This window comes from Corynebacterium sp. UMB10321 (genome assembly GCF_030228725.1).
Taxonomy (GTDB): Bacteria; Actinomycetota; Actinomycetes; order Mycobacteriales; family Mycobacteriaceae; genus Corynebacterium; species Corynebacterium pseudogenitalium.
In genome coordinates, this window is sequence record NZ_JASOZC010000003.1 from 150,690 (window position 1) to 162,911 (window position 12,222).

Annotated in this window: 12 protein-coding genes and 1 tRNA gene; 7 read left to right on the top strand and 6 right to left on the bottom strand. The window is 56.0% G+C overall.

The features are described 5' to 3' along the window. The 4 genes from QP752_RS05220 to QP752_RS05235 are packed head-to-tail and all read left to right on the top strand — an operon-like array spanning position 1 to position 4,750. Positions 1-1,395: a hemolysin family protein gene (locus QP752_RS05220; protein WP_070477150.1), complete on the top strand. Its 1,395-nt coding sequence runs from the start codon at positions 1-3 to the stop codon at positions 1,393-1,395. Beyond that, positions 1,392-2,444 carry a hemolysin family protein gene (locus tag QP752_RS05225; RefSeq protein WP_071572636.1) on the top strand — a complete coding sequence of 351 codons (1,053 nt, stop codon included), beginning with the start codon at positions 1,392-1,394 and terminating at the stop codon, positions 2,442-2,444. Before QP752_RS05220 ends, QP752_RS05225 begins: the two co-directional genes overlap by 4 nt. Next, positions 2,441-3,307, top strand: a complete 867-nt coding sequence (locus tag QP752_RS05230) for a 3-methyladenine DNA glycosylase (protein ID WP_256006599.1) — start codon at positions 2,441-2,443, stop codon at positions 3,305-3,307. The genes QP752_RS05225 and QP752_RS05230 overlap by 4 nt, the downstream gene beginning before the upstream one ends. Before the next feature lie 51 nt (positions 3,308-3,358). Next, complete coding sequence (locus tag QP752_RS05235; protein WP_284804737.1) at positions 3,359-4,750, top strand: hypothetical protein; 1,392 nt, start codon at positions 3,359-3,361, stop codon at positions 4,748-4,750. 84 nt (positions 4,751-4,834) lie between these two features. On the opposite strand, the gene QP752_RS05240 is transcribed toward QP752_RS05235, so the two are convergent. From QP752_RS05240 to secA2, 5 genes are all read right to left on the bottom strand, one after another. Next, positions 4,835-5,410 (bottom strand): MerR family transcriptional regulator, encoded by a 576-nt coding sequence (locus QP752_RS05240; RefSeq protein ID WP_070362489.1) that lies wholly within the window; start codon positions 5,408-5,410, stop codon positions 4,835-4,837. A gap of 124 nt (positions 5,411-5,534) precedes the next feature. Further along, on the bottom strand, positions 5,535-6,137 hold the full coding sequence (locus QP752_RS05245; protein ID WP_284804738.1) for a bifunctional nuclease domain-containing protein: 603 nt from the start codon (positions 6,135-6,137) through the stop codon (positions 5,535-5,537). After that, complete coding sequence (locus tag QP752_RS05250; protein ID WP_336621660.1) at positions 6,112-6,822, bottom strand: MerR family transcriptional regulator; 711 nt, start codon at positions 6,820-6,822, stop codon at positions 6,112-6,114. Before QP752_RS05250 ends, QP752_RS05245 begins: the two co-directional genes overlap by 26 nt. A gap of 82 nt (positions 6,823-6,904) precedes the next feature. Further along, positions 6,905-7,336 (bottom strand): oxoglutarate dehydrogenase inhibitor Odhl, encoded by a 432-nt coding sequence (gene odhI / locus QP752_RS05255; protein WP_070362492.1) that lies wholly within the window; start codon positions 7,334-7,336, stop codon positions 6,905-6,907. Positions 7,337-7,453: 117 nt separating this feature from the next. Beyond that, positions 7,454-9,745: an accessory Sec system translocase SecA2 gene (gene secA2 / locus QP752_RS05260; RefSeq protein ID WP_284804740.1), complete on the bottom strand. Its 2,292-nt coding sequence runs from the start codon at positions 9,743-9,745 to the stop codon at positions 7,454-7,456. A 158-nt stretch (positions 9,746-9,903) separates the two neighbouring features. Between secA2 and QP752_RS05265 the strand changes: the two genes are divergently transcribed. The 3 genes from QP752_RS05265 to QP752_RS05275 all read left to right on the top strand — a co-directional run bounded on the left by QP752_RS05265 (position 9,904) and on the right by QP752_RS05275 (position 11,591). Beyond that, complete coding sequence (locus QP752_RS05265) at positions 9,904-11,076, top strand: alpha/beta fold hydrolase (RefSeq protein WP_070976963.1); 1,173 nt, start codon at positions 9,904-9,906, stop codon at positions 11,074-11,076. Position 11,077: 1 nt separating this feature from the next. Then, positions 11,078-11,443: a YchJ family protein gene (locus QP752_RS05270; RefSeq protein ID WP_070477164.1), complete on the top strand. Its 366-nt coding sequence runs from the start codon at positions 11,078-11,080 to the stop codon at positions 11,441-11,443. 74 nt (positions 11,444-11,517) lie between these two features. Then, positions 11,518-11,591, top strand: a tRNA-Pro gene (locus QP752_RS05275). A gap of 68 nt (positions 11,592-11,659) precedes the next feature. Here the strand turns inward: QP752_RS05275 and QP752_RS05280 are convergent. Further along, positions 11,660-12,196 (bottom strand): gamma carbonic anhydrase family protein, encoded by a 537-nt coding sequence (locus QP752_RS05280; protein ID WP_256008189.1) that lies wholly within the window; start codon positions 12,194-12,196, stop codon positions 11,660-11,662. Between the last annotated feature and the right edge of the window lie 26 nt (positions 12,197-12,222).

Consider the following 12,222-nt stretch of genomic DNA (forward strand, 5'->3'; position numbering starts at 1 on the left):
ATGGATATAGTCATTTCAATCTTTGCTCTTTTGGGCTTCATCTTGTTGACGGCCTCAACGGGCCTGTTCGTTGCAATCGAGTTTGCAATGACAGGACTCGAGCGCTCAACTATCGATGAGCACGTCCGGGAGGTCGGCGACCGCACGGCGAAAGCCGTCGCTCGAGACCACGCGAACCTTTCGTTCGTGTTGTCAGGCGCGCAACTCGGTATTACCGTGACGACGCTCGCAGCTGGCTTCCTCGCCGAGCCGGTGTTGGGCAAGTTCTTCACCCCCCTGCTTGAGCTCGTTGGTCTGAGTGAAGCGGCCTCAACGACAGTAGCGCTGATCCTTGCGTTGGCGATTGCGACATTGCTCTCGATGGTTTTTGGCGAACTTGTTCCAAAGAACATGGCGATTACGGATCCGCTGAAGACTGCGCGGGTCGTGGTACCTCCTGTGAATGCGTTTAATACCGCAGCTGGTTGGTTTATTAAGTGGCTCAATTCTTCGGCGAACTGGGTTGTGCGAAAACTCGGGATTGAGCCAGCAGATGAGCTAGCCTCCGCTCGTTCTGGCCAAGAGCTGGGTGCGGTGGTCCGAAACTCGATGGAGTCTGGAGACCTTGACGCAGATACCGCAGCGGTGATCGACAGATCGCTGCAGTTCGGAGAGACCACCGCCGAAGCCGTGATGACGCCACGTTCAACCATTAATGCGCTTGACGCTGAGGACACCGTAGCGGATTTGATTGCGTTTGCACGTGAGACAGGCCATTCGCGCTTCCCCGTCCGCCGCGGTGACTTGGACGACACAATAGGCGTGGTCCACATCAAAGACGCCTTTTCTGTAGATAAGAAGCAGCGTGCAACCACCAAGCTGTCAACGCTGGCCAAGCCAGTTCCGTTTATCCCCGGGACGCTTGACGGCGATGCGGTGCTCAACAGGGTTCGTTCCGCGGGCTCACAGGTAGTGCTGGTTGCAGATGAGTTCGGCGGAACGCAAGGTCTGGTCACGATTGAGGACGTGGTCGAGGAGATCCTCGGTGAGGTGTACGACGAGTACGACGACCGCGAATCCGAGCGGGACTTTTTGCACGTCGGAACGTCGTGGGAGATTTCTGGTTTGGTGCGGCTCGATGAACTGCAGGAGGAGCTCGGTTATGTTGCACCCGAGGGGCCTTACGAAACTCTTGGAGGACTGATTATGTCAGCACTTGGACATATCCCAACAGTTGGCGACAAAGTAGTGCTCCCCTCCGGTACAGCTGATTTCCAGGAACAGTTTGAAACAGGCAGCGCCGGCCACTGGCTCGCAAGGGTTTCCACAATGGATGATCGCAGGATCGACAGGGCAATTTTGAGTCCGATTTCTCCAGAGGAAGCAATCGAGTTTCAGAGGAGGTCAGCACAGTGAATATTTGGGTAGCATTCCTTCTCATTTTGGTCCTGCTGACGCTCAACGCGTTCTTCGTTGCGTCCGAGTTCGCACTCGTGTCCTCCAGGCGCGATCGATTGGAGTCAATGCAGGCACAAGGCAAGACAAATGTTACTGGCGTGCTGTACGCGACGGAACACCTCTCGATTTACCTCGCAGGTGCCCAACTGGGCATCACCATCGCGTCGCTCGTGCTTGGTAAGGTCGCTGAGCCTGCGGTTGCACACTATGTTGAAGTTCCGTTTCTCGCGATGGGGTTGCCGGGTGAGTGGCTGCATCCTGTTTCCTTCGTGATTGCGCTGGCGTTCATCTCCTTCTTGCATATTTTGTTCGGCGAGATGGTGCCGAAGAACATTGCGATTGCCGGACCAGAGTCAACTGCTGTTTGGCTTACCCCCGCTATGACGCTTTGGATGAAGGCCACGGGGCCGTTTATTCGCTTCTTGAACTGGGTAGCGCGTAAGACGCTGGCTCTGTTTGGTATTGAACAGCGCGATGAGCTTTCATCCACTGTGGACCAGAAACAGCTGGCGAACATGATTCGTGAATCACGCGAAGAGGGTCTTCTTGACGCTGAGGAAACAGCTCGCCTTTCAAAGGCGCTGCGCTCTGAGTCGAGGAACCTCAAAGAGGTAATGATCCCGCTCGATCGTCTGACAACCATCCCCTTTTACCCTGAGGGCGTCGCGCTTTCGATAATCGAGCAAGCTGTACGTGAAACCGGATATTCGCGCTTCCCCGTTGCTAGGCCTTCCGGCATTCTCGTTGGATATATTCACGTGAAGGACATTCTGGACCTGATGGAGTCCGATGAGGATGATCCACTGGTACCGGTGAGCCGCATCCGCCCATTGATGGTGATTGATGGCTCTGAGTCGCTGGATAGTGCGCTGACGTCGCTGCACCGTCGCTCTGCACACATGGCTCAGGTCCGCGATCAAGGTCGCCTCGTTGGCGTACTTGCTCTTGAGGACGTCATTGAGGAGTACGTGGGCACGGTCGCAGACTGGACCCACGAGAATTCATGATTCGTACGTTCCTGGAGTCAGCCGAATACGAGGCTCGGATCGCGTCGCATGAGGAACGTGCGGCCGGATTCGTCGAGCCACACCTAGCTCGCCGTCGTCGCGCACAGAAGCACCCGGTGTGGGACTTCCTGTTCGACTACTACAGGTTCCGCCCCACACACCTTAAGAAGTGGCATCCTGGCGCAAATACAGTGCTTCTCGACGCCTCTACGCTTCCTCAAGCTTCATGGCGCGACTACCAAGTTGTAGACAGCAGGCACGTGTGCGCAAACATCGCGTCGTTTCTTGAGCACCGTGAACAAGACGTTCGGGAAATTGACGAACTACTTCGCGCGACAGCCTCTCGTTCGGCGCACTTTGACTGCTTCGGTTTGCATGAATGGGCAATGTTGTACCGCGAGGAACGCCCTCGTCATGATCTTCCGCTTCGTCTCGGAGCAGACGGCACGAACTCAGTGGTTGAATCTCATCAGCTTCGATGCAGCCACTTCGACGCGTTTCGTTTCTTTACTCCCCCAGCTCGCCCCCTCAACGTTGTGGCGTTGCGGAGGGAAGACCAGGTATCGAGGGAACAACCAGGCTGTGTGCACGCCACCATGGATCTGTTTAAGTGGGCTTTGAAACTGGGCCCATTGGTCCCTGGTGAGCTCCTCCTTGACTGTTTCGAATTGGCCAAGGACGCGCGTCGCCTCGATATGGAGGCATCCCCGTACGACTGCCGGGAACTCGGCTTCGACATCGTTCCTGTGGAGACTACCGAGGGAAAAGCCACGTACGTGCAGCGCCAACGAGCGCTCAGCGCGCGTGGAGAAGAATTACGCTCCCGGCTCGTCGCTCTCCTCGACGTAGTTCTAGGGCGATAGACTGTGTGACAACGCTAGACGGGTTGTACACGAAGTAAGGACGGTATTGGCATGGGCCGACATTCTGATGGCAAGAGTAACTATCGCTTGTCCGGTGGAGCGATCCTGGTCATTCTGGTCGCGCTCGCTGTGATTTTGAGTGCCATTTTGATGATGAAGCTGAAGCCAGAACAGTCCGATGATGCTTCTGAAGCACGGTGCGTGTCTGGAGAACTCTCACTGCCAGTAGCGTCTACGGAACGATCGGTCGGTGAAGCGATCGTAGCCGCGTACAACGAGTCGCACCGTGTTGTGCGGGACTACTGTATGCAGGCAGAGCTCGTCGATAAGGTCGAGGACGCAGCTATCCTTCTCGCTCCGGAAACCGCGAACCCAGACGCCGTACTTAGGAACGCAAAACGCTCGGCGGCGGTACCTGACCCACAGATTGTTTACGCGGCGCCTCTCGGCGTGGAGGGGCAAACTTCTACTGATCCAGCGACACTTAAGCTGGAGTCAGTGCGATTTGTGTTGCCTGAACGCTCGGATGCCTCTGTTGCTGTTGCGTCATTGCTTGCCAAAGATGAGGCAGGCGCCGTAGATGTCCTACAACAGCAGGCATTGGAAGATATAGAGTCAATCCAAGATGAACAGAGTCTATACGCAGCAGCTATTGAACAAGCATCCGGTGACCGGGTTTTCACATCGCTAGATGCAGTTTTGAACTACGTCGGTATACCGCTGAACAGTACTGATAACGTCGATGAGAATAAGTCTCGCGCCGGGCAGGACCTCATGAAGTACGCGGCGTCAACGTTGAAAACTGATAGCAAATCACAGGTGGTTGATGTCCCTGATCAGGTTTGGTCCCAGGTGGCAGAAATTCCGGTCGATGAAACAGAAAAGGAACAGAAAGAAGTTGGTTCCGAGAACCGACAGCAAGCTCTGGACACGTTATTCCTGTACGATACGTCAGATGCGATGCAGCCTTTCAAGCCAGCAGTCGACACCGCGATACGCGATGCTGCATACCGTGTCACCGAATCTGGCCATCAAGTAGCGCTTTGGAACTACTCTTCCCCACTGAACCCTGGTGTAACGAAGGGTTGGCGCAGCAACATTGCTATGACCAGTGATGCCGAGGACGTCGCATACACCGCCAGCTTGCTTGGCACCGGCGGTGCTCCGCAGACTCGGGAAGCGCTCTTCGCTGCCGCCGATGCCATGCGTGAGCTCGATCGCGATATTCGCATCGTGTTGATTACCACCGGCACCGCCGATGATGATGGTTCACCACAGGCGGCAGCAGCACTGCAGGACCGGCTCGGTGAGCGAATCAAGCTTGACGTCGTTCGTGTAGGCGATAGCCCTGCAGATACGGCTGTGACAGATGTCGCATCCGTGGTGAAAGAGGCTCCATCCGCTGAGCAGGTCAGTGCCGCTCTGACCGCCGTTGTGGACTAACCACTTGCGCTAGACCCACAGCAGTACGAAAGGCTGCAGCCCCGCCGGGGAGTAAACGGCGGGGCTGCAGCCTTTCAGAACTCTCTAGGAAGACTTACGACGGCGACGATCTGCGAGTTCATCAAACCCGGCAGGCTGAGGGTCATTGAGTTCGGGGTTGATGGTTTCTGCTGGGAAGTCAGCAATAGTGCCAGTGAGATCCTTCATAATCTGCGGGACCGCGATACCAAAGACACCCTGGCCGCCGCCGAGAAGGTCAATGACCTCCTCGTTGCTGCGGCACTCGTACACCGTAGCGCCATCAGAGACCAACGTGATCTCGGCGATGTCATTCACACCCCGGTTACGGAGCTTATCCACGGCCAGGCGAATGTTTTGCAGTGAGATCCCGGTATCCAAGAGACCTTTCACGATCTTCAAAACCAGAATGTCCTTGAAGGAGTAGAGACGCTGGGAGCCGGAGCCCTTTGCGCCACGGATTGAAGGCTTCACCAAGTCAGTGCGCGCCCAGTAATCGAGCTGGCGGTACGTGATGCCTGCTACCTGGCATGCAATCGGAACTCGGTACCCCACTTCGTCAGAAGGCCCGATATCAAACAGCGTTTCCTGAACAGGCCCTTCCACTGCGGAAAGTTCAAGCTCTTGTTGCAGATCGCTCATTTTCCATACTCCCGTTTTCTAATGTCTCGGCTAACAGTATTTGTACCGATAGCTTAGGCATTTGACTCTATCAGCTCGGGCCGACACGCCGAAGTCTCAACCTTTACTTTACATTGAGGGAGGTTTAGTTGGCAGCCCCGTCTCCATCTTCATCATCGGAAGTAAAAAGATCATCCGCGCCAAGGCTCTTCATCAGCTGCTCAAAATCGCGGTCTGCTTCTGGGTCACCGCTTGCGGAAACACTTCCGTCTTCAGCGTCCCCTTCGACAACGGGAAGATCAAGGTCAAAGATACCTTTCGCATCTGCCACGGAAATCCGTATGCCGGCTTGCCGCAAAACCTGAGGGTCAACCTCGAGAGCAATATCCCCTGTCCAAGCCAAAAGCAGCGCGTCGGACATGCTCGTGTCTACTTTGCTGCCAGTACTCAGCAACACCTCGGCATGAAACACGCCTTCGTAATAGCTCGCAATGCGCACGGCCTGCACTTGAGCGCCGAGATCCTTTAACGTTTCCAAATACGTTTCGTAAATACTCGGGTTCAGGGGGCCTACATCATCAATGAGCGCGGCCAGTTTGCCTCCAGAAAATGGCGAAAGCCAAATTGGCAGGAATAGATTCTGCTCTGGTGTGTGCAGCAACGCGCACAGAAAGTGTTCCGGGCCGACCGGGTAGACCCCGAGCAAATTCAGCGACCGCATCTCAGCACCCGGAATTTCGCAGCTCATTCTTGAGCAGCGAAGCATGCAGTGATACGACCAGGGCAGAAAGCTGCTGTCCAAGTTCTTCCGCCTGCTGTGCTGAATTTTCCTTACCGGACTTCGCAACGGGTTCCGTTACTTGAGAGATGAGATCAGCCTGGCGACGAGCCATAGTCCGCAGCGTCTTGAGGTGGCGAGAATCCAAACCGAATTCCGCTAGAGCCATGGCTGCAGTAACCACGCGAACGTCGTCGGCGGTGAAATGACCAGCCACATCAGGAACGATCAATCCATCACGCACGAACTCATCGACAAGTTCTTGGTCTGCTTGAGCCTGCTCGGCAACGTCTCGGTCGCTCAAGTGCGTCGAAGTTGGTGCGCGGAAGCTATCTGGAGAAACTAGTGGATCAGCTTCGCTCGCGCTCATGATCGCGGTGACCTGACCGGAATCCATGGCCTCGAGCTGCTCGCGGATCACCTTTAATGGAAGGTAATTGTCTCGCTGGGTAACCAAGATGTAGCGAAGTCGCTCGACATCATCACTTGTAAAGCGCCGGTATCCGGACGCAGTGCGTTGTGGAGTGATCAGGCCTTCGGACTCAAGAAAGCGAATCTTCGACACAGTCACATCAGGGAACTCTTCCCGCAACTGTTTCAGGACAACACCAATAGACATGGTCTTTGTCCCTGACGGGGCGACGGTGGCTCCCATTTGCTCTGTAGCAGCTCGACGTATTGCACTCACGGTGATGATTAATCTCTTCTAATGGGCAGGGGCAGACAAACGGACAATACTATTTTTCGTCGGCGATAAAGACCAGGCGGAATTTACCAATCTGAATCTCATCCCCGGAGGAGAGCACCTGCGAGTCCTTTGGCTCTCGGTTCACATAAGTGCCGTTCAGTGATCCCACGTCAACAACTTCGAAAGAGTCACCATCGCGGCGGAACTCAGCGTGTCGGCGGGACACCGTGACGTCATCAAGGAAAATGTCGGCCTCAGGATGGCGACCTGCGGTGGTTGCGTCCTGGTCCAACAGGAACCTTGCACCAGCGTTCGGTCCGCGCTTCACCACGAGCAACGCAACACCATCCGGCAAATTCTCCGTGCTGGTGACGTTATCGTTGGCTGCAGCAGCGCCGTTCTCCATCTCCTTCAAAAGGTCAGCGCGAAAGACGGAGGTCGTTTCGACCTGGACGATGTCTGCATCTTTGTTTTCGGCCATTCCAAACTCCTGACGGTGTTTTTGAAAGTCAATAAATTCTAAATCGCAATATTACCCAATTGTGGGTCAACGTGCTGTTGCGGTTCTAGTGTAACGCTCTGAACCTCAACATGAGGATTAACGGAAAATATTTCCAATCCCGGAGATCACCGAGTTCCCCGAACCCGCCAACGGATTATCCGACACCATGTAGGTCCACGTCGCACTCGGACGCTTCCAACCAGCATCTTCGAGGTGTGCTCCATCGTTATCAATCACGACTTTCTTGAAAGTATCGACGGCCTGATCTACGGCACGATTCGCTAGTTCTTTAAATTCACGAATGGCGATTCGATGGTATTCGTCGATTGGCGTTTCACGGGCGATGGCGCGCAGGTGGATAGATTCGCGAACATCGTCCATGAGCGCGAGGTACTCAGACCACTCATGGTCGAGATGGTAGAGCATTATCTCCCGAGCTGCCTGCCGTAGTTTGTCAGCATCGATGGCATCCAGTTCGGTGGCGCGCTCCGGTGCTCGTTCGCTAAGCTCACGCCACGCCGCGTCGGTATCGAGCAATGATGCTCGCCGCTCATCAAGGATTGTACGGTGATCCGAGATGAGCTTGTTGTATTTCCACGTTTGCGAGTGAATTTCTAGCAGCTGGCCCTCTGTAACGCGCTGGCAGTGGTCAACAAACTGCTGTGCACGCGAGGATTCGATCCGTCCCGACGCGTCGGGATGTACGGTGATGCGCTCATCCTCTCCCCCGGTAACAACAATGTCGTCTTCCAGGGAAACAAAGAACAGGCTCAGGCCAGGGTCGCCCTGACGCCCTGCACGTCCGCGCAACTGATTGTCGAGCCGCGCTGTGCGATGGCGTGCTGTACCGATAACGGCGAGACCACCCAGCTTCGCAACCTTGTCGTGATCTCCTTCGTCAGCGCCACCTAGACGAATATCGGTACCGCGGCCTGCCATTTGTGTAGACACGGTCACCCGCCCTAAATCTCCAGCCTCAGCCACAATGCGTGCTTCCTCAGCGTCATTCTTCGCATTGAGCACGTTCACGCTGATCCCACGCTCGTTCAATGCCTCAGCGAGAGCCTCAGACTCCGCTACGTCATGAGTCCCTACAAGAACAGGTTGACCATTCGTGTGAAGCAGAGCGATCTCTTCGACGATCGCTTGGTTCTTCTCCTCCATCGTTGCGTAGATCCGGTCGGCTTCATCAAATCGCTGCAACGGATTTGCGCGGTCAATAACAGATACGTGCAGGTCGTAAAATGAACGCAGTTGATCGGTGGCTTCTACGGCGGTTCCAGTCATGCCACAGACCGTCGGATAGCGACGCATAAGTGCTTGCAGCGTGATCGAGTCGAGAATTCGGCCCCCCTCGGAGACCTTCAGTCCCTCTTTTGCCTCGACTGCTGCCTGCAATCCGTCAGGCCAACGCTGCAGTTCAGCGACGCGGCCGCGGGAGGCGTCAACAAGCGCCACCTTGCCGTCCTCGACGATGTAATGTACGTCGCGGATCAGCAGTGCTCGAGCGTGTAACGCAAGGTTGACCCGGACAAGTGTGGTGCCAATGTGCTCATCAGAATAGAGCGAGTCGATACCGAGCAAACGTTCAACTTTCTTCGCCCCCTCCTCGGTAAGGAAGACATTGCGACCATCGGCATCAGTTTCGTAGTCCTTCTCCTCGTCAAGGTGCGAGACCGCTTCGGTGATCTTGCCTGTGGGCTGCTGCGTACCTTCAGAACCAGCCAGGACGAGCGGGACGAGGGCTTCGTCGACAAGGACACTATCGGCCTCATCGACAAGAGCAACCTCGGCTGGTAACTGAACGGTTTGAGAGCGGTGCGTGATCTGATTATCACGAAGGTGATCAAAGCCGATCTCGGTCACCGGAGCATAGACGACGTCACATCGGTATGCCTCTACACGCTGTTCACGTGGCGTCGATTCCGTTACAGCGGCAACGCTGAGCCCAAAGAACTCGACAAGCGGCCGCATCCACGTGGCATCGCGCTCAGCGAGATAGTTATTCACGGTGATGAGGTGCACCCGCTTACCAGTGAGCGCAAAACCGGTCGCAGCGATAGCTCCAACGAGCGTTTTGCCCTCGCCGGTGGCCATCTGAATTACATCGCCTTCGAGTAGGCGCAAAACCGCCTGGTTTTGAACGTCGAACGGGGTCATCCCAAGGGTTCGAGTGGCGGCAACCGACAGAATTGCGAGGAAGCGAGGCTTGTCGACGACCTCTCCGTCACGCACGGTGTCACGCACAGCGGCGCTCAGCGCGGCGTCGTCAAGAGCTTCGAACTCTCCAATGAGCTCGTGGGCTTTCGCCACGATCCCCTTCGACTTCTTGTTGTTGCGTTCGGACGTTGCACCCATTGCTTTCCAAAACCAGCCAAATGCAGCCATTCCTCATACGACCTTTCGTCACGGCAAAAGTGGCCTTTTGCCTCTCGCACTACCTGGACTACATGGTAAGTGCTTCTCACTCGCTCACGTCAATGTACTCTATCCTTGTTCAAGCAAAGACCACCGAATGCGTCCCCGTTCTCAGGAGGAAAGCCCACATGTTATCGCTGAACGTGAAGGTGCCGTCGTCGACGGGCAAGATGATGGCCGGAACGATTGACCGGCCTGACGGGCCGGCGAAAGCCTACGCGATTTTCGCGCACTGTTTTGCGGGGTCCAGACACACTCCTGGTGCTTCGCGAATCTCCAAGCGGTTAACAGAGTTCGGCATTGCAACGCTCAGATTTGATTTTCCTGGTCTCGGACAATCTGAGGGTGATTTCGCCGATACTTCGTTCTCACAAAACGTTGACGACATCGTGGCTGCAGCAAAGTGGTTAGCCAAAGAGTTCAAAGCGCCACAGCTTATCATGGGCCACTCGCTCGGGGGCGCTGCAGCACTGAAAGCGGCGACCCATCCCGATCTCAAAAAGACGCTCAAAGCCGTAGCGACAGTCGGTGCGCCGTTCGACCCTGCTCACTCGGTGTTGCACTATGCGGATAAGATTGGTGACGCGGACCGCGACGGCTATGTCCCCGTCATCCTCGGCGGCAGGGAGCTCATCATTTCACGCGACTTCCTTGAGGATCTCGCCGACACGAACCCCGAAGAATACCTGCCGAAACTGCGCAAGCCACTATTGCTGGTCCACTCGCCTATTGATGTGACGGTAGGCATTGATAACGCCCAGTCAATTTTTAGCCTCACCCGCTACCCGAAGTCACTCATGGCGCTGGACAAGGCCGATCATTTATTGACGCGCCAAGGCACCGCACAGCGTGCAGCCGACATTATCGGCTCGTGGGTCATGCAATACATCACCCCCGAATTTGTCCCGGATGCCACCGGCGACTCCAACGCAGTCTCCTACTCCGCCCGCGGGACGAAGTATGGCGACGTAGTTCGCACCTCCAATCGTGCGATCGCAACTGACCGGGCTAAGAATGCTGGCGGCAAGGGCCAGGGCGTGACGTCGACAGGCTTGTACATGTCCGCGTTGGCAGTATCTTGTTCCCAGGCAATTCGTTCCGCCGCGAAAGGACTTGCGCTCAACGACGTGCGCGTGGAGGTCACGCATCTCGGCGAGGGGCACTTCACACGTGACATCACGTTATTCGGCGACCTCAGCGACGCCGAGGCCCAGACGCTCATGGAGGCCGGCAAACGCTCAACCGTCGACGGCTACGTTCACAGCGCCTCGGTGCAGACAACCATCGACGTGGTGCGCTGACGTGAAACGCTGCCCATGTGGCCTCGATCGCCCATACCCCCTGTGCTGCGGCGCCCTGCACGCAGGCAAACCTGCTCCCACAGCAGAATCGCTCATGCGGGCACGCTACAGTGCGTTCGTCGTCGGCGATGCGGATTACTTGCTGCGCACCTGGGCTTCGAGCACACGACCGGCATCGTTGGAGCTTCCACCAGGTGGCGAACCATATATTGCGCTGCGAGTTCTCCACTCCGAACAAGGTGGCCCAACGGATACCTACGGAGAGGTCCGCTTCGAGGCCCTTCACCCGAGTGGCACCCAGCGAGAACATTCCCGTTTCATTCGCGAGGGCGGCGCATGGGTGTACCTCAACGGCACTGCCTTCTAACAGCTGGTTTCATAGTTGAAGTAACTGTGCGCTAAACTATCGGAGCTGTTCCGGTATTCGCCGGATGAAGGCAACGGGCTGTGGCGCAGTTTGGTAGCGCACCACACTGGGGGTGTGGGGGTCGCAGGTTCAAATCCTGTCAGTCCGACAACTATCAACAAAACCCCGCTTGACCAGGCGAAACTCCTGATTGAGCGGGGTTTTAGTTTTCGTAAGCTACTCAGTTGCGGCGCGTTCTACCGGTACCAACCCACTCGCCGCGCGCTTCCCCAACTCAACATAAAGGGCTGCGTGGCGTTCACGCGCAGCGTAAGTTGACTCCTCAAGCTCACGCTTGACCTTCGCCGGCACTCCCGCGGCAAGCGAGAACTCTGGGATCACTTGCCCTTCAAGCACCACTGCGCCACCGGCGATGATGCTCCCCTTGCCAATGCGAGCCCCGGACAGCACGGTCGCGTTCATGCCGATTAGGCACCCAGGTTCAATATGGCACCCGTGCACCATAGCAAGGTGGCCAATGGTCACGTCGGCTTCGAGAATGGTCTTCCCGTTCTCATCAACGTGCAGCACTGATCCATCTTGCACGTTGACCCTTTCACCGATTCGAATCGCGCCAACATCACCACGAATCACCACTCCGGGCCAAATATTGGCATCCTCGGCAATTTCGACATCACCGATAATCGTGGCTTCATCGGACACGAATGCGGACGGATGAATCTTCGGGGTTTTACCTTCAAATGAGTAGATCATGTCGCCATTATGCCGAAACCCTATTG

What these genes read in the sequence shown, in the direction of transcription:
- QP752_RS05220 (WP_070477150.1), top strand. Translation starts at nt 1, where the DNA reads ATGGATATAGTCATTTCAATCTTTGCTCTTTTGGGCTTCATCTTGTTG.
- QP752_RS05230 (WP_256006599.1), top strand. Translation starts at nt 2,441, where the DNA reads ATGATTCGTACGTTCCTGGAGTCAGCCGAATACGAGGCTCGGATCGCG.
- QP752_RS05235 (WP_284804737.1), top strand. Translation starts at nt 3,359, where the DNA reads ATGGGCCGACATTCTGATGGCAAGAGTAACTATCGCTTGTCCGGTGGA.
- QP752_RS05240 (WP_070362489.1), bottom strand. Translation starts at nt 5,410, where the DNA reads ATGAGCGATCTGCAACAAGAGCTTGAACTTTCCGCAGTGGAAGGGCCT.
- QP752_RS05245 (WP_284804738.1), bottom strand. Translation starts at nt 6,137, where the DNA reads ATGAGCTGCGAAATTCCGGGTGCTGAGATGCGGTCGCTGAATTTGCTC.
- QP752_RS05250 (WP_336621660.1), bottom strand. Translation starts at nt 6,822, where the DNA reads ATGGGAGCCACCGTCGCCCCGTCAGGGACAAAGACCATGTCTATTGGT.
- odhI (WP_070362492.1), bottom strand. Translation starts at nt 7,336, where the DNA reads ATGGCCGAAAACAAAGATGCAGACATCGTCCAGGTCGAAACGACCTCC.
- secA2 (WP_284804740.1), bottom strand. Translation starts at nt 9,745, where the DNA reads ATGGCTGCATTTGGCTGGTTTTGGAAAGCAATGGGTGCAACGTCCGAA.
- QP752_RS05265 (WP_070976963.1), top strand. Translation starts at nt 9,904, where the DNA reads ATGTTATCGCTGAACGTGAAGGTGCCGTCGTCGACGGGCAAGATGATG.
- QP752_RS05280 (WP_256008189.1), bottom strand. Translation starts at nt 12,196, where the DNA reads ATGATCTACTCATTTGAAGGTAAAACCCCGAAGATTCATCCGTCCGCA.